Annotated in this window: 13 protein-coding genes and 2 pseudogenes; 10 read left to right on the top strand and 5 right to left on the bottom strand. The window is 63.4% G+C overall.

From position 1 onward, the window contains the following. Positions 1-43 precede the first annotated feature (43 nt). Positions 44-640: pseudogene (locus PPL01S_RS25970) on the bottom strand (methyl-accepting chemotaxis protein); the annotation flags it as partial. A gap of 261 nt (positions 641-901) precedes the next feature. Then, positions 902-1,774, bottom strand: a pseudogene (locus PPL01S_RS25965) (cache domain-containing protein); the annotation flags it as partial. 309 nt (positions 1,775-2,083) lie between these two features. On the opposite strand from PPL01S_RS25965, the gene PPL01S_RS07230 reads away from it, so the two are divergent. Continuing rightward, the gene (locus PPL01S_RS07230) at positions 2,084-3,559 is read left to right on the top strand and encodes a helicase HerA-like domain-containing protein (RefSeq protein WP_016395583.1); all 1,476 of its coding nucleotides are present in this window, start codon (positions 2,084-2,086) and stop codon (positions 3,557-3,559) included. Between the two features lie 109 nt (positions 3,560-3,668). Here the strand turns inward: PPL01S_RS07230 and PPL01S_RS07225 are convergent, their stop codons facing one another. Both PPL01S_RS07225 and PPL01S_RS07220 read right to left on the bottom strand, forming a co-directional pair. After that, a complete protein-coding gene (locus tag PPL01S_RS07225) occupies positions 3,669-5,141 on the bottom strand; it encodes an inorganic phosphate transporter (RefSeq protein ID WP_016395584.1) in 1,473 nt (490 codons plus the stop codon). Positions 5,142-5,456: 315 nt separating this feature from the next. Next, positions 5,457-5,657, bottom strand: a complete 201-nt coding sequence (locus tag PPL01S_RS07220; protein ID WP_016395585.1) for a hypothetical protein — start codon at positions 5,655-5,657, stop codon at positions 5,457-5,459. Positions 5,658-6,107: 450 nt separating this feature from the next. Here PPL01S_RS07220 and pcaR point away from each other — a divergent pair, with 450 nt between their 5' ends. The 9 genes from pcaR to pcaC all read left to right on the top strand — a co-directional run bounded on the left by pcaR (position 6,108) and on the right by pcaC (position 15,701). After that, complete coding sequence (gene pcaR, locus PPL01S_RS07215; protein ID WP_016395586.1) at positions 6,108-6,983, top strand: pca regulon transcriptional regulator PcaR; 876 nt, start codon at positions 6,108-6,110, stop codon at positions 6,981-6,983. Between the two features lie 353 nt (positions 6,984-7,336). After that, positions 7,337-8,680: a 4-hydroxybenzoate transporter PcaK gene (gene pcaK / locus PPL01S_RS07210; protein ID WP_028625478.1), complete on the top strand. Its 1,344-nt coding sequence runs from the start codon at positions 7,337-7,339 to the stop codon at positions 8,678-8,680. A gap of 136 nt (positions 8,681-8,816) precedes the next feature. Continuing rightward, positions 8,817-9,677 carry a CoA transferase subunit A gene (locus PPL01S_RS07205; RefSeq protein WP_016395588.1) on the top strand — a complete coding sequence of 287 codons (861 nt, stop codon included), beginning with the start codon at positions 8,817-8,819 and terminating at the stop codon, positions 9,675-9,677. Beyond that, a complete protein-coding gene (locus PPL01S_RS07200) occupies positions 9,674-10,453 on the top strand; it encodes a CoA-transferase subunit beta (protein WP_028625477.1) in 780 nt (259 codons plus the stop codon). Before PPL01S_RS07205 ends, PPL01S_RS07200 begins: the two co-directional genes overlap by 4 nt. Next, positions 10,450-11,655 carry a 3-oxoadipyl-CoA thiolase gene (gene pcaF / locus PPL01S_RS07195; RefSeq protein WP_174435902.1) on the top strand — a complete coding sequence of 402 codons (1,206 nt, stop codon included), beginning with the start codon at positions 10,450-10,452 and terminating at the stop codon, positions 11,653-11,655. Before PPL01S_RS07200 ends, pcaF begins: the two co-directional genes overlap by 4 nt. A 185-nt stretch (positions 11,656-11,840) precedes the next feature. Beyond that, positions 11,841-13,130 (top strand): MFS family transporter, encoded by a 1,290-nt coding sequence (locus tag PPL01S_RS07190; RefSeq protein WP_016395591.1) that lies wholly within the window; start codon positions 11,841-11,843, stop codon positions 13,128-13,130. Positions 13,131-13,139: 9 nt separating this feature from the next. Then, positions 13,140-14,492: a 3-carboxy-cis,cis-muconate cycloisomerase gene (locus tag PPL01S_RS07185; RefSeq protein ID WP_016395592.1), complete on the top strand. Its 1,353-nt coding sequence runs from the start codon at positions 13,140-13,142 to the stop codon at positions 14,490-14,492. 11 nt (positions 14,493-14,503) lie between these two features. Beyond that, positions 14,504-15,295: a 3-oxoadipate enol-lactonase gene (gene pcaD / locus PPL01S_RS07180; RefSeq protein ID WP_028625475.1), complete on the top strand. Its 792-nt coding sequence runs from the start codon at positions 14,504-14,506 to the stop codon at positions 15,293-15,295. 10 nt (positions 15,296-15,305) lie between these two features. Then, on the top strand, positions 15,306-15,701 hold the full coding sequence (gene pcaC, locus PPL01S_RS07175; protein WP_016395594.1) for a 4-carboxymuconolactone decarboxylase: 396 nt from the start codon (positions 15,306-15,308) through the stop codon (positions 15,699-15,701). A gap of 58 nt (positions 15,702-15,759) precedes the next feature. Here the strand turns inward: pcaC and PPL01S_RS07170 are convergent, their stop codons facing one another. Then, entirely contained in the window at positions 15,760-16,284 is a 525-nt protein-coding gene (locus tag PPL01S_RS07170; RefSeq protein ID WP_016395595.1) for an Mpo1 family 2-hydroxy fatty acid dioxygenase, read from the bottom strand. Between the last annotated feature and the right edge of the window lie 62 nt (positions 16,285-16,346).

The following is a 16,346-nucleotide window of genomic DNA, read 5'->3' as shown; positions in this document are numbered from 1 at the left end:
GGGAGCCGGCTTGCCGGCGATAAGGACGACGCGGTGCTTCAGGTCAGATGCGGAAGCTGCCGACCAGGTGCTTCAGGCGGCTGGCCTGCTGCTCCAGGTCCGAGCACGCGCGCAGGGTGGCCTGCAGGTTCTCGACCCCTTCCTGGTTGAGCATGTTGATTTCGTTGATGTCCATGTTGATCGAGTCGACCACTGCGGTCTGCTCTTCGGTGGCGGTGGCCACCGACTGGTTCATGCCATCGATTTCACCGATGCGCACGGTGACGCTGTCCAGGCGCTCGCCGGCCTGGTTGGCGATCTGCACGCTGTCCTGGCTGTGGCGCTGGCTCTGGCCCATGGTCTCGACCGACTCGCGGGCGCCGACCTGCAGTTCTTCGATCATGCTCTGCACCTGCTGCGCCGACTCCTGGGTGCGGTGCGCCAGGTTGCGTACTTCATCGGCAACCACGGCGAACCCGCGCCCGGCCTCACCGGCCCGGGCCGCTTCGATTGCGGCGTTCAGCGCCAGCAGGTTGGTCTGCTGGGAGATGCTGGTGATCACCTCGAGGATCTGGCCGATGTTGACGGTCTTGCTGTTCAGGGTCTCGATGTGTGCGCTGGAAGTGACGATCAGGTCGGACAGGCGATTCATCGCCGCGATGTTGCGTTCGACCACCTGTTGTCCTTCCTCGGCCAGCAGGCGCGCGGAGCTTGCATGCTGCGAAGCCTGGGCGGCGTTGCCGGCGATTTCCTGGGCGGCAGCACCCAGCTCGTTGATGGCGGCGGCGACACTGTTGGTGCGGTTGGACTGCTCGTCGGAGTTGGTCATCGACGAGTTGGAGGCGCTGATCACCCGCAGGGCCACTTCGTTGACTTGTTCGGTGGCCGAGGACACTTCGCGGATCGAACCGTGGATCCGCTCGACGAAGCGGTTGAAGGCCGTGCCGAGGAGGCCGAACTCGTCGTGGTTGTGGATGCTCAGGCGCTTGGTCAGGTCGCCTTCGCCTTCGGCGATGTCTTCCATGGCGCGGGTCATGGTCAGCAGCGGTTGCATCAGCACGCGGATCAGCAGGCCAAGCAGGCCGATGATGATCACCACCGCCACCGTGGTGGCGATCACCGCCGAGGTGCGGAAAGTGCTGAGCATGGCGAAGGCCTTGTCCTTGTCCACCGACAGGCCGATGTACCAGTTGGCCGAAGGCAGGCCCTTGATTGGGGTGAAGGTCAGCAGGCGGGTCTGGCCATCGGCCTCGACTTCGGTCAACTCACCGGACAGTTTCGGCGTGCGCTGCGGGAACAGGTCCGACAGCGACTTCATCACCATCTGCTGGTCCGGGTGAACCAGGATCTTGCCCTGGTCGTTTACCAGGAAGGCGTAGCCCATGCCGCCGAAGTTCAATGAATTGATGATCTGCACCAGGCCGTCGAGGGCCAGGTCGCCACCGACCACGCCAACGCTGCTGGATACCTTGCTGAGAATGCCGATGACCATCTTGTTGGTGGTCATGTCCAGGTAAGGCTCGGTGAGGGTAACGCCCTGGGCGCTCATGCCGTCCTTGTACCAGGGGCGGGTGCGAGGGTCATAGCCTTCGGGCATCTTCGAGTCGGGGCGCACGCTGAAGCCACCATCGACCTTGCCCAGGTACACGGTCAGGAAGCTCGAGATCAACGCATTCTGGCCCATCAGCGTTTCGGCTTGCTCGGGCTGCTGGGCAATGTTCTGGGCCAGGTTCTCGACCAGCTTGATACGGCCTTCGAACAGGTTGCGGATGTTGGTCGAAGTGGACTCGCCCATTTCAGCCAGATAATTCTCCAGATTCTCGTGGATCGCATTACGCTGGAGGTAATCGTTGTAAAGGGTGAACAGGCTGAAGGCGACTATCACGATCAGTGAGGCCGCCAAAAGAATCTTGTGGCTGAAACGAAGGCTTTTGTTCATGGCGTAATCGGTTCCGCTAAGGTTTTTATCGGGCGTTCGCACGAATACAGCTATAAAACAGTGCAACATCCCGGGTAGTCCTTTGGGTTGTTCCTGTCTTTCATGGCGAATATCCCCTGAGGTATCGGCCAACAGGCAGTAAAGCTTGAGAAGAGGATCAAAAAGATGTCGGATTCTTTGAGCATGGTCATAGGTGCGGGCCCGGATGGGCAACCGGTCACGCAAGCCATGCGCCTGGCCAACCGCCATGGCTTGGTGGCAGGTGCAACCGGTACCGGCAAGACCGTGACCTTGCAGCACCTGGCGGAAACGTTCAGTGATGCTGGCGTGGCGGTGTTCGCAGCCGATGTCAAAGGCGACCTGTGCGGCCTTGGCGCTGCCGGTGCGCCGCAAGGCAAGGTGGCCGAGCGGATTGCCGGGATGCCCTGGCTTGGCCATCAGCCGCGTGCGTATCCGGTGACCTTGTGGGATATCGCCGGGCAATCCGGCCATCCTTTGCGCACCACCCTGAGCGAAATGGGCCCGTTGCTGCTCGGCAACTTGCTGGAGCTGACCGATAGCCAGCAGGCCGCGCTGTATGCGGCGTTCAAGGTGGCCGACCGGGAAGGGCTGCTGTTGCTCGACCTCAAGGACCTCAAGGCGCTGCTCGCGCATTTGAAGGACAACCCGAAATTGCTGGGCGAGGACAGCGCCCTGATGACCAGCGGCTCGACCCAGGCCCTTCTGCGTCGCCTGGCAACCTTGGAGCAGCAGGGCGCCGAGGCGCTGTTCGGCGAGCCGGCGCTGCAACTGGAGGACTTGCTGCAGCCTGACGACAATGGTCGAGGGCGCATCCATCTGCTCGATGCCAGCCGGCTGGTGCATGATGCGCCGAAGGTCTATGCAACCTTCCTGCTGTGGTTGCTGGCGGAGCTGTTCGAGCAGTTGCCCGAGCGCGGAGATGCCGACAAGCCCATGCTGGCGCTGTTCTTCGACGAGGCCCACCTGCTTTTCAATGGCACGCCCAAGGCGTTGCAGGACCGATTGGAGCAGGTGGTGAGACTGATCCGCTCCAAAGGGGTGGGGGTGTTTTTCGTCACCCAGTCGCCGGGCGACCTGCCGGATACCGTGTTGGCGCAGCTGGGTTTGCGCATCCAGCATGGTTTGCGGGCATTCACGGCCAAGGAGCAGAAATCGCTTCGCGCGGTGGCAGATGGCTTCCGCCCCAACCCGGCCTTCGACAGCCTGGCGGTGCTGACCGAGCTGGGCATCGGCGAAGCATTGGTCGGTACCCTGGAAGACAAGGGCACGCCCGCGATGGTGCAGCGTGTACTGGTCGCGCCACCGCAATCGCGCATCGGCCCCCTGAGCCAGGCCGAGCGGGCAGCATTGATTGCCGGGTCACCGTTATTGGGGCGCTATGACAAGCCGGTCGATCGCGAGTCGGCCTATGAAATGCTGACCCAGCGCAAGGGTGAGCCTGTAGAGCCGACACCGGTGCCCAATGCCGAGGAAGACAGCCTGGCCGACAAGGCTGGGGAGTTCCTGCAAAGTGCGGCAGGGCAGGCGATCAAGTCGGCAGTGCGTCAGGCGGCCAACCAGCTGGGGCGACAACTGATGCGTGGGTTGATGGGGTCGTTGTTGGGGGGCAAGAAGCGCTAGTTGCCCCGCAACGCCGCCCTTGTGGCAGCCGGCTTGCCGGCGATAGGGCCAGTGCAGACCCTATGAAAAAGGCGCCTCGAGGGCGCCTTTTTCATGTCGGCGGGGTAGCTCAGCTGATCGCCTTGGACGCCAGCCAGAACAGGCCGGCCGCCAGGCCCATCGAGGCCGGCAGGGTCAGTACCCAGGCCAGCAGGATGGTCTTCACCGTGCCGCCTTGCAGGCCGCTCTTGTTGGCGACCATGGTGCCGGCGACACCGGACGACAGCACATGAGTGGTCGACACCGGCAGGGCGAACACGTTGGCCATGCCGATGGCGCACGCTGCGGTGATCTGTGCCGACATGCCCTGGGCGTAGGTCATGCCCTGCTTGCCGATCTTCTCGCCAACAGTCAGTACCACGCGCTTCCAGCCAACCATGGTACCCAGGCCCAGGGCCAGGGCAACGGCAACGATCACCCAGAACGGGGCGTACTCGGTGGTGGCGGTCAGGTCCTTGCGCAGCTTGTCCAGGTCAGCCTTTTCACGCGCGTTCAGGCTGGGCAGCTTGCCGACCTTCTTGGCAGTGTCGTCCAGGCAGAGCAGGTAGCGGCGGACTTCCACGCGCTTGTCGGCGCTCAGGTCGCGGTAGTCGGTCACGCCTTGTAACGAGGACTGCAGCGCGTTGATGGTCGGTTCGGTCTGCTGCGGGTTGCAGCTGAACTGCTCCGGCAGGTCGCTCACCTGGGCCTTGCCCAGTGCCAGGAACTCGCCCAGGGTAGCGGCGTTGCGCTGGTAGAACTGGCTCAGGTGCGTGGTGGCGTCGCGGGTACGCTCGATCTGGTAAGTGGTGCTGTTCAGGTCGAGTACGAACTTGGCAGGCACGATACCGATCAGTACCAGCATGATCAGGCCGATGCCTTTCTGGCCGTCGTTGGAGCCGTGCACGAAGCTCACGCCCATGGCCGAAATCACCAGTACCAGGCGGTTCCAGAAAGGCGGGTGCTTCTTGTCATCGAGCTTGCGACGTTGCTCCGGAGTCTTGTGCATCTTCGACAGCGGGCGCCACCATTTCAGGCCGATCAGCACCAGGGCGGCGACAGCGAAGCCGGCCATGGGGGAGACCACCAGCGATATGGCGATGTCGATCGCCTTCTGCCAGTTGACGCCGTCACCCAGCGGGATGTCGTTGATCATGGCATTGGCCAGGCCGACACCGAGGATCGAGCCGATCAGGGTGTGCGAGCTGGAGGCCGGGATGCCGAAATACCAGGTGCCGAGGTTCCAGGTGATGGCCGCGGCGAGCAAGGAGAAGACCATGGCCAGGCCGTGGCCGGTGTTCACGTTGATCAGCAGTTCGACCGGCAGCAGGTGGACGATGGCATACGCCACCCCGACACCACCGAGCAGAACCCCAAGGAAATTGAACACCCCGGAGAAGAACACGGCCAGGTGTGGTGGCATGGCTTTGGTATAGATGACGGTGGCTACCGCGTTGGCGGTGTCATGAAAGCCATTGATGAACTCGAATGCGAGCACGAAGGTCAAGGCGAGTAGCAGGCTCACCAATACCCAGGCATCAAGTCCGCTGAATAAATCGATCATGAAGGTTGTCTGGCGGTCATATGGGGGGCGCGATTATGCCAGAAAACCTTGGCAATCGATGCACCCGCTGCAGACCAGTGGCAGCTTTGTGAGCCCCTTCTCAGGGCGTTTGGATACATGCTGAAACGTGAAAAATTCCGGTAAAAATCACAAAATCCAACGAATTTCGCCAATTTTGCAAAAAAGGCAGAGGGTCTGCGGCATTCAAACAGATGTATGAAATTTGTGTAATTCCATTTCATCCAAGGTTGCCAGGAAAAAACAGGCCGCGTCGAGGGCGCTCGTCCCACGACGCAATGAAGCGGAAGGCGCTGCTCAGGATTGTTCGCCGCGCAATTCCTTTTCCATCTTTTCCAGTTCCTGACTGAACGCCTGATCCTGAACTGTGGCACGCTTGCGCCAGGGTTTGCGTTCCGGATCCGATTGCGCGGCGTAGGTGGTGACTTCACCACCATAAACTTCCTTGTAACGTTCAGCGTGGCGCTCGAGTTCCGCGCGCAGTTCGTCTTTCGTCACAGTAATACCTGATTGTTCAAATGTGTCGTTGTTGTATGCGTGGGCTGATTGCCAGTACCTAAGCGCACTGAAGGCTCGATGAGGATCAAGCGTGCAGTGCCGATGCATCGTTCCGCGCCAGCAAGATCGATTATAGCAATCGATAAATGGGCAAACAGGCTTATTTACCGAATGCTGACATCGAGCATTGCAAGTTGTGGCTTGTGAAAACTTTGATTGAGCAGGGCATCTAAAGTTCACACGCTATCAGCTGCAGGGCGGGGAAATAAAAACGGCCTCGCACTGGGCGAGGCCGCTGCCTGGGACTTCTACGGTGGGTACCTGACCAGTCTCTCCAAAGAAGCCACAAGGTGGCAGGAGAAAGGTATAAGTAAATTTGTCAGTGGTCAATTGCGATTATCGGCCGTTCGTTCGATAATCGCACGAGGTAGCGATTTTTTGAGGTAAGCGATGAGCGACCAAACCCAGGCCAACGAATCGGCCAATCCCGAAGCGTCCCGCCCGAGTTCGCCGGCGCTGGCACCGCCGATCGTGGCCTCGCCAGCGAAACGCATCCAGGCGTTTACCGGCGACCCCGATTTCATGACCTCCCTGGCACGGGGGCTGGCGGTGATCCAGGCCTTTCAGGAGCGCAAACGCCACCTGACGATCGCCCAGATCAGTCACCGTACCGAGATTCCCCGGGCCGCCGTGCGGCGATGCCTGCATACGCTGATCAAGCTCGGCTACGCCACCACCGATGGCCGTACCTATTCGCTGCTGCCCAAGGTACTGACGCTGGGCCATGCCTACCTGTCGTCGACGCCATTGGCCGTGTCCGCCCAGCCGTACCTGGACCGCATCAGCGACCAGTTGCACGAGGCCGCCAACATGGCCACCCTCGAAGGCGATGACATTCTTTATATAGCTCGATCGGCCACAGTGGAGCGGCTGATCTCGGTCGACCTGTCGGTGGGTGGGCGACTGCCGGCCTATTGCACGTCGATGGGGCGGATTCTGTTGGCGGCGATGGACGACACCAGTCTGCGCGAGTACCTGGATCGTGCAGATCTCACGGCGCGCACCAGCCGTACCCTGCATGACGCCGAATCGCTGTTCGCCTGCATCCAGCAGGTGCGTGCGCAGGGCTGGTGCGTGGTCGACCAGGAGCTCGAACAAGGGCTCAGGTCGATTGCCGTGCCGATCTATGACGCCTCGGGGCAGGTGCTGGCGGCGTTGAATGTCAGCACACACGTGGGCCGAGTCAGTCGCAGCGAACTGGAGCAGCGGTTCCTGCCGATCCTGTTGGCGGCCAGCCGCGATCTGTGCCACCAGTTGTTTGGCTGACAGGTATTTTTCACGTACAGCGGGGCCCTTGTGGGAGCCGGCTTGCCGGCGAAAGGGGCGCAATGCGCCCCTTTACCCCGTTTCCTGTGCGATAAACGCACAGTGTCGTGCCCGGTCAATTGCACCCCCCTCATTCGCTGATTAATGTTTTCGCAACGGTCGGCCTTGCCGACCGAACAAGAACAACATATGAGGCGCACATTAATGACCACTGTCCCTTCGCTGCCGCGGCCGCACCCGCTCGCAGTGCTGTTGTTTCCAGGCTGAACACCGTTCGCACTTCCTGATAGTTACCCCTGCGCTTGTTTCCTTGCCGCAGCGGCCCGACCGTGCCCAACTCCTGGATAACAACAATGAACAAACCCCACGCTGTCGGGCATTGCCTCGACGTACAGTCCTTCATCAACCAACAACCACTGTCGCGTTATCAATGGCGCGTGGTGATCCTGTGTTTTCTGATCGTCTTTCTTGACGGCCTCGACACGGCCGCCATGGGCTTCATCGCGCCGGCGTTGTCCCAGGAGTGGGGCATCGACCGCGCCAGCCTGGGCCCTGTGATGAGTGCCGCGTTGATCGGCATGGTGTTCGGTGCCTTGGGCTCGGGGCCGCTGGCAGACCGGTTTGGCCGCAAGGGGGTACTGGTGGCAGCGGTTCTGGTGTTCGGTGGTTTCAGCCTGGCTTCGGCCTACGCCGCCAACGTCGACCCGTTGCTGGTATTGCGTTTCCTCACCGGCCTGGGCCTGGGTGCCGGCATGCCCAACGCCACCACGCTGCTGTCCGAATACACCCCGGAGCGCCTCAAGTCGTTGCTGGTCACCAGCATGTTCTGCGGCTTCAACCTGGGCATGGCCGGTGGCGGCTTCATTTCGGCCAAGATGATCCCGGCGTATGGCTGGCATAGCCTGCTGGTGATCGGTGGCGTGCTGCCGCTGCTGCTGGCGGTGGTGCTGCTGTTCTGGCTGCCGGAGTCGGCGCGCTTCTTGGTGGTGCGCAACCGCGGCAATGACAAGGTCCGCAAGACTCTCTCGCCGATTGCCCCTGCCGTGGTGGCCCAGGCGGCCAGCTTCAGTGTGCCGGAGCAGAAGGTCGTGGCGGCGCGCAATGTGTTCGCGGTGATCTTCTCCGGCACCTATGGCCTGGGCACGCTGCTGCTGTGGCTGACCTACTTCATGGGCCTGGTGATCGTCTACCTGCTGACCAGCTGGCTGCCGACCCTGATGCGCGACAGTGGCGCGAGCATGGAACAGGCCGCATTCATCGGTGCATTGTTCCAGTTCGGTGGCGTGCTCAGCGCGGTTGCGGTGGGCTGGGCGATGGACCGTTTCAACCCGCACAAGGTCATTGGCGTCTTCTACTTGCTGGCGGGTGTGTTCGCCTATGCGGTCGGCCAGAGCCTGGGCAACATCACCGTGCTTGCCACCCTGGTACTGATCGCCGGCATGTGCGTCAACGGCGCGCAATCGGCCATGCCTTCGCTGGCGGCGCGCTTCTATCCCACCCAGGGACGCGCCACAGGGGTGTCCTGGATGCTGGGTATAGGCCGCTTTGGCGCCATTCTGGGCGCCTGGAGCGGGGCGACACTGCTGGGCCTGGGCTGGAACTTCGAACAGGTGCTGACTGCGTTGCTGGTGCCGGCGGCACTGGCGACAGTGGGTGTGATCGTGAAGGGGTTGGTGAGCCACGCGGACGCGACGTAGGGGGCCTGTAGCAGGCATCAGAGAAAGGACAACAAATCGTTCGATAATCGCACCAATAGTCGATTATCGGATTGTAAGCCACCCACCTCTCTCCTTAATCTGAACGCAACGTAGCACCCTGACCAGGAGTCTCCCAATGGCTGCAATTCTCCCGCTTCACGAGGCCGTGAAGCAGTTCATCCAGGACGGCGATACCGTCGCCCTCGAAGGCTTCACCCACCTGATCCCGACCGCCGCCGGCCACGAGATCATCCGTCAGGGCAAACGCGACCTGACCCTGGTGCGCATGACCCCGGACCTGATCTATGACCAGTTGATCGGTGCCGGTTGCGCCCGCAAGCTGATCTTCTCGTGGGGTGGCAACCCGGGTGTCGGCTCGCTGCACCGTCTGCGCGATGCCGTGGAAAAGCAGTGGCCACACGCGATCGAGATCGAAGAGCACAGCCACGCCGACCTTGCCAACGCCTACGTGGCCGGTGCATCCGGCCTGCCGTTCGCGGTGCTTCGCGCTTACGCAGGTTCCGATCTGCCGAAGGTCAACCCGCTGATCAAGAGTGTCACCTGCCCGTTCACCGGCGAAGTGCTGGCGGCCGTGCCTTCGGTCCGGCCGGACGTCACCGTGATCCACGCGCAGAAGGCCGACCGCAAAGGCAACGTGCTGCTGTGGGGCATCCTCGGCGTGCAGAAGGAAGCGGCCCTGGCGGCCAAGCGTTGCATCGTCACCGTCGAGGAAATCGTCGATGACCTGCAGGCGCCGATGAACGCCTGCGTCCTGCCGACCTGGGCCCTCAGCGCGGTGTGCCTGGTACCGGGTGGCGCCCACCCGTCCTATGCCCACGGCTACTACGAGCGTGACAACCGCTTCTACCAGGATTGGGACCCGATCGCGCGCAACCGCGACTCGTTCACCGCCTGGATCGACACCTACATCCGTGGCACCGCCGACTTCAACGCATTCAAGGCCAAGCTGGCCAGCACTGCGGAGGCTGCACAATGAGCTACTCCACCTCTGAAATGATGACTGTTGCCGCCGCCCGCCGCCTGCGCAACGGCGCTGTCTGCTTCGTCGGCATCGGCCTGCCGTCCAAGGCCGCCAACCTGGCGCGCCTGACCTCGTCGCCCGACGTGGTGCTGATCTACGAGTCCGGCCCGATCGGTGCCAAGCCGAGCGTGCTGCCGCTGTCGATCGGTGACGGCGAGCTGGCCGAAACCGCCGACACCGTGGTGCCGACCGGCGAGATCTTCCGCTACTGGCTGCAAGGTGGCCGAATCGACGTCGGCTTCCTCGGTGCAGCCCAGGTCGATCGCTTTGGCAACATCAACACCACCGTGGTCGGTGACTACCACGCGCCCAGAACCCGCCTGCCGGGTGCCGGTGGCGCGCCGGAAATCGCCGGTTCCGCCAAGCAGGTGCTGATCATCCTCAAGCAGTCGCCGCGTGCCTTCGTCAACAAGCTCGACTTCATCACCTCGGTCGGCCACGGTGAAGGCGGTGATTCACGCAAGCGCCTGGGCCTGCCGGGCGAAGGCCCGGTCGGCATCATCACCGACCTGTGCATCATGGAGCCGGAAGCCGGCACCCACGAGTTCGTCGTCACCGCCATCCACCCGGGCGTGACCCGCGAGCAGATCATCGCCGCCACCGGCTGGGCGATCCGCTTCGCCGACACTGTACAGACCACCGCCGAACCCACCGAGGTGGAACTGGGCGCGCTGCGCGACCTCGAAGCCCGCACCGCAGCCGCCCATGGCCAAGTGGCAGGAGAAGCCTGATGCGCGACGTATTTATCTGTGACGCCATCCGCACCCCGATCGGCCGCTTCGGCGGCGCCCTGGCCGGTGTACGTGCCGATGACCTGGCAGCGGTGCCGCTGAAGGCGCTGATCGAGCGTAACCCGGGCGTGCAGTGGGATCAGCTCGACGAGGTGTTCTTCGGCTGCGCCAACCAGGCCGGCGAAGACAACCGCAACGTGGCGCGCATGGCCCTGCTGCTGGCCGGTCTCCCCGAGAGCGTGCCGGGCGTGACCCTCAACCGCCTGTGCGCTTCGGGCATGGACGCCATCGGCACGGCATTCCGCGCCATCGCCAGCGGCGAGATGGAGCTGGCGATCGCCGGCGGCGTCGAGTCGATGTCGCGTGCGCCGTTCGTCATGGGCAAGGCCGAAAGTGGCTACTCGCGCAACATGAAGCTCGAAGACACGACCATCGGCTGGCGTTTCATCAACCCGCTGATGAAGAGCCAGTACGGCGTGGATTCGATGCCCGAGACGGCAGACAACGTCGCTGACGATTACCAGGTGTCCCGCGCCGACCAGGACGCCTTCGCCCTGCGCAGCCAGCAGAAAGCCGCCGCGGCCCAGGCTGCCGGCTTCTTCGCCGAAGAGATCGTGCCGGTGCGCATTGCCCACAGGAAGGGCGAAACCGTGGTCGAGTGCGATGAGCACCTGCGCCCGGAAACCACCCTGGAAGCGCTGGCCAAGCTCAAGCCGGTCAATGGCCCGGACAAGACCGTCACCGCGGGCAACGCTTCGGGCGTCAACGACGGTGCTGGGGCATTGATCCTGGCTTCGGCGGAGGCGGTGAAGAAACACGGCCTGACCCCACGTGCCCGTGTGCTGGGCATGGCCAGCGGCGGTGTTGCACCCCGCGTCATGGGCATCGGTCCGGTGCCGGCGGTACGCAAGCTGACCGAGCGCCTGGGTGTGGCGGTGAGTGATTTCGATGTGATCGAGCTCAACGAAGCGTTTGCCAGTCAGGGCCTGGCGGTGCTGCGCGAGCTGGGTGTGGCCGACGATGCGCCGCAGGTGAACCCCAATGGTGGCGCGATTGCCCTGGGGCACCCGCTGGGCATGAGCGGTGCGCGCCTGGTGCTGACTGCGCTGCATCAGCTTGAGAAAAGTGGTGGGCGCAAAGGCTTGGCGACCATGTGTGTCGGGGTTGGCCAAGGGTTGGCGTTGGCCATCGAGCGGGTTTGATCCTTACCGGCCTCATCGCGGGCAAGCCCGCTCCTACAAGGAACCACGCATTCTCTGTAGGAGCGGGCTTGCCCGCGATGAGGCCAGTAGCTACGACACAAGGCCAATTGCCAGCCTGCCAGCGGAACGAGTGTGTTACTAGGTATGTCTAGACTTACCTACGACCCTCCAGGAGTAAAACCGTCATGACCTCAGCCTATTACACCGGTGAAGAACGCAGTAAGCGTATCTTCGCCATCGTCGGTGCCTCGTCAGGCAACCTGGTGGAGTGGTTCGACTTCTACGTCTATGCCTTCTGCGCGATCTACTTCGCCCCAGCCTTCTTCCCCTCCGACGACCCCACCGTGCAATTGCTCAACACCGCAGGTGTGTTCGCCGCAGGCTTCCTGATGCGCCCCATCGGTGGCTGGATCTTCGGCCGCCTGGCCGACCGCCACGGGCGCAAGAATTCGCTGATGATCTCGGTGCTGATGATGTGCTTCGGCTCCTTGATGATCGCCTGCCTGCCGACCTACGCCAGCATCGGCGCCTGGGCACCGGCGCTGCTGTTGCTGGCCCGCCTGATCCAGGGCCTGTCGGTCGGTGGCGAGTACGGCACCACCGCCACCTACATGAGTGAGGTGGCCCTGCGCGGCCAGCGCGGCTTCTTCGCCTCGTTCCAGTACGTCACCCTGATCGGCGGCCAGTTGCTGGCGGTACTGGTGGTGGTGATCCTGCAGCAACTGCTGAGCGAGGACGAGCTGCGCGCCTGGGGCTGGCGCATTCCTTTCGTGGTCGGCGCCATCGCTGCGCTGATCTCGCTGATGCTGCGCCGTTCGCTGCACGAGACCAGCAGCGCCGAAACCCGCAAGGACAAGGACGCCGGCTCGATCAAGGGCCTGTTCCGCAACCACGCTGCGGCCTTCATCACCGTGCTCGGCTACACCGCCGGTGGCTCGCTGATCTTCTACACCTTCACCACCTACATGCAGAAGTACCTGGTCAATACCGCCGGCATGACGGCAAAGAACGCCAGCTTCGTGATGACCGGTGCACTGTTCCTGTTCATGGTGCTGCAGCCGTTCTTCGGCATGCTCTCAGACCGCATCGGCCGACGTAACTCGATGCTGCTGTTCGGCGCCCTGGGTACGATTTTCACCGTCCCTCTGCTGATGGCCCTGAAAACCGTGAGCAGCCCATTCATGGCCTTCGTGCTGGTGACCCTGGCGCTGTGCATCGTCAGTTTCTACACCTCGATCAGCGGCCTGGTGAAGGCCGAGATGTTCCCGCCGCAGGTGCGCGCGCTGGGTGTGGGCCTCGCCTACGCCGTGGCCAACGCGCTGTTCGGCGGCTCGGCCGAGTACGTGGCCCTGGGCTTGAAAACCATGGGCATGGAGAACACCTTCTACTGGTACGTGACCGCCATGATGGCGATTGCCTTCCTGTTCAGCCTGCGGCTGCCGAAACAAGCGGCGTACCTGCACCATGACGACTAAGGACGCTGCATGAGCAACCAACTGTTCGACGCCTACTTCACCGCCCCGGCCATGCGCGAGGTGTTTTCCGACCGGGGTCGCCTGCAGGGCATGCTCGACTTCGAGGCGGCGCTGGCCCGTGCCGAGGCCGGTGCCGGGTTGGTGCCGCACAGTGCGGTGGCAGCCATCGAGGCCGCTTGCCAGGCCGAGCGCTATGATGTCCGCGCGCTGGCCGATGCCATCGCCACGGCGGGCAATTCGGCCATCCCTCTGGTCAAGGCATTGGGCAAGGTGATTGCCAGCGGCGTACCGGAAGCGGAGCGCTACGTCCACCTTGGCGCCACCAGCCAGGATGCCATGGATACCGGTCTGGTCCTGCAGCTGCGCGCAGCGCTCGAACTGATCGAAACCGACCTCGCCAAGCTGGCCGACACATTGGCGCACCAGGCTCTGCAACACGCCGACACGCCCCTGGTGGGCCGTACCTGGCTGCAGCACGCCACGCCGGTCACCCTGGGCATGAAGCTGGCGGGTGTGCTCGGTGCCCTCACACGCCACCGCCAACGGTTGCAGGAGCTGCGCCCGCGCTTGCTGGTGCTGCAGTTCGGTGGCGCCTCCGGCAGCCTGGCGGCCCTGGGCAGCAAGGCCATGCCGGTCGCCGAAGCCCTGGCCGAACACCTCAGGCTGAGCCTGCCGGAACAGCCCTGGCACACCCAGCGCGATCGCCTGGTGGAGTTTGCCTCGGTGCTCGGCCTGATCGCCGGCAGCCTGGGCAAGTTCGGCCGCGACATCAGCCTGCTGATGCAGACCGAGGCGGGCGAGGTATTCGAGCCTTCCGCGCCCGGCAAGGGCGGCTCATCGACCATGCCGCACAAACGCAACCCGGTGGGTGCGGCGGTGCTGATCGGTGCCGCCACCCGTGTTCCGGGCCTGCTTTCGACCCTGTTCGCCGCCATGCCCCAGGAGCACGAGCGCAGCCTGGGGTTGTGGCATGCCGAGTGGGAAACACTGCCGGATATCTGCTGCCTGGTGTCCGGGGCCCTGCGCCAGGCCCAGGTGATCGCCGAAGGCATGGAGGTTGACGCCGAGCGCATGCGCCGCAACCTCGACCTGACCCAGGGCCTGGTGCTGGCCGAGGCGGTGAGCATCGTCCTGGCCCAGCGCCTGGGCCGTGACCGTGCCCACCATCTGCTGGAGCAATGCTGCCAGCGCGCCGTGGCCGAACAGCGCCACCTGCGCGCTGTGCTGGGCGACGAGCCGCAGGTCAGCGCCGAGCTTTCGGCAGAAGAACTCGATCGCCTGCTCGACCCTGCCCATTACCTCGGCCAGGCCCGCGTCTGGGTGGCGCGGGCGGTGGCTGAACATCAACGTTTCACTGCCTGAAGGAGACCGCTGTGGCGCAATTGCAACTGGCCGATGGCGTACTGAATTATCAAATCGATGGCCCGGAAGATGCCCCGGTGCTGGTGCTGTCCAACTCGCTCGGCACCGACCTGGGCATGTGGGACAGCCAGATTCCGCTGTGGAGCGAGTACCTGCGCGTGCTGCGCTACGACACCCGTGGCCATGGCGCCTCGCTGGTGACCGAGGGCCCGTACAGCATCGGGCAACTGGGGCGCGATGTGCTGGCCCTGCTCGATGCGCTGGATATTCCCCACGCACACTTCGTCGGCCTGTCCATGGGTGGCCTGATCGGCCAGTGGCTGGGGATCCATGCCGGCCCGCGCCTGCACAGCCTGACCCTGTGCAACACGGCGGCGAAGATCGCCAACGACGAGGTCTGGAACAGCCGTATCGACACGGTGCTCAAAGGCGGTCAGCAAGCCATGGCCGACCTGCGCGATGCGTCCATCGCCCGCTGGTTCACCCCCGCTTTTGCCCAGGCCCAGCCGCAGCAGGCGCAGCGCATCTGCCAGATGCTCGCGCAGACTTCGCCCCAGGGTTACGCCGCCAATTGCGCAGCCGTGCGTGATGCCGATTTCCGCGAGCAACTGAACCGCATCCAGGTGCCGACGCTGATCGTCGCCGGGACTGAAGACGCGGTGACCACGCCTGAGCATGGCCGCTTCATGCAGGCCAACATCGTCGGCGCCACCTATGCCGAGTTCCCGGCTGCGCACCTGTCCAACGTCGAGGTCGGCGAGGCGTTCAGCCGCCGCGTGCTCGACTTCCTGCTGGCCCGCTGAGGAGTCCGCCATGGACGAGAAACAACGTTACGATGCCGGCATGCAGGTGCGTCGCGCGGTGCTCGGCGATGCCCATGTGGACCGCAGCCTGGAGAAGCTCAACGACTTCAACGGCGAGTTCCAGGAAATGATCACCCGCCATGCCTGGGGCGATATCTGGACCCGCCCAGGGTTGCCGCGACACACCCGCAGCCTGATCACCATCGCCATGCTGATCGGCATGAACCGCAACGATGAACTCAAGCTGCACCTGCGTGCGGCAGCCAACAACGGCGTGACCCGCGACGAGATCAAGGAAGTGCTGATGCAGAGCGCGATCTATTGCGGCATTCCAGCGGCCAATGCCACCTTCCACCTGGCGGAGTCGGTGTGGGATGAGTTGGGTGTGGAGTCGCGCCAGGGTTGAGATTCGCTGGGCTTTTCGGGCCCTATCGCCGGCTTGCCGGCGATAGGGCCAGTGAATCCTACAAGGCAGCTTTCTTCTGCCGCAGCGCCACCGGCCCGGCATTGGCCTCCACCGCCCGCTTCAGGTCAGGCCACAGCCCAAGCATGAACCCGGCTTCTGCCACCACGAACAGCGGCCCGATGATCAACCCGCTGACATCGTCGACGAATGCCGGCTTGCGCCCTTCGTAATAGTGGCCGACGAACTGGATGATCCAGCCCACCACGAAAGCCCCCAGCCCGGCACTGAGCCACAGCGCGGTACTTTGCACTGCCAGCACCTGGCCAACCCACAGGCACAGCCCCAGCAGCAAACCCATCACCAGCCCGAAGCGTCGGTCCAGGCGCAGGTAGAACCAGACTGAAGCCGCAGCAGCGAGCAAGGCCGGCGACAGCCACATGCCTGCCACATCCCAGCCCGGGCGTGAGAGCAATACGGTGACCGCCAGCACGATCAGCGGAATACCGACGAAGTGGGTGGCAATGTTGCGTGGATCGCGGTGATAGGCGGCGTATTGGCTCAAGTGTTCGACGAGGTTTTTCATTGTTGTTCCTCCCGGGGCAGCCGAAAGCCCACTATTGCTGAGAATAGCTTGCAGTCGAACCA

The organism is Pseudomonas plecoglossicida NBRC 103162 = DSM 15088 (genome assembly GCF_000730665.1).
Lineage (GTDB): Bacteria > Pseudomonadota > Gammaproteobacteria > Pseudomonadales > Pseudomonadaceae > Aquipseudomonas > Aquipseudomonas plecoglossicida.
Note: the sequence above shows the minus strand (reverse complement) of the source record. Positions and strands in the feature narration are given on the sequence as shown.

Bases quoted from the DNA above. Each gene is read 5' to 3' on its own strand.
- pcaR (WP_016395586.1), top strand. From the start codon at position 6,108: ATGAGCGACCAAACCCAGGCCAACGAATCGGCCAATCCCGAAGCGTCC.
- PPL01S_RS07205 (WP_016395588.1), top strand. From the start codon at position 8,817: ATGGCTGCAATTCTCCCGCTTCACGAGGCCGTGAAGCAGTTCATCCAG.
- PPL01S_RS07170 (WP_016395595.1), bottom strand. From the start codon at position 16,284: ATGAAAAACCTCGTCGAACACTTGAGCCAATACGCCGCCTATCACCGC.
- PPL01S_RS07185 (WP_016395592.1), top strand. From the start codon at position 13,140: ATGAGCAACCAACTGTTCGACGCCTACTTCACCGCCCCGGCCATGCGC.
- pcaK (WP_028625478.1), top strand. From the start codon at position 7,337: ATGAACAAACCCCACGCTGTCGGGCATTGCCTCGACGTACAGTCCTTC.
- PPL01S_RS07200 (WP_028625477.1), top strand. From the start codon at position 9,674: ATGAGCTACTCCACCTCTGAAATGATGACTGTTGCCGCCGCCCGCCGC.
- PPL01S_RS07190 (WP_016395591.1), top strand. From the start codon at position 11,841: ATGACCTCAGCCTATTACACCGGTGAAGAACGCAGTAAGCGTATCTTC.
- pcaC (WP_016395594.1), top strand. From the start codon at position 15,306: ATGGACGAGAAACAACGTTACGATGCCGGCATGCAGGTGCGTCGCGCG.
- PPL01S_RS07230 (WP_016395583.1), top strand. From the start codon at position 2,084: ATGTCGGATTCTTTGAGCATGGTCATAGGTGCGGGCCCGGATGGGCAA.
- PPL01S_RS07225 (WP_016395584.1), bottom strand. From the start codon at position 5,141: ATGATCGATTTATTCAGCGGACTTGATGCCTGGGTATTGGTGAGCCTG.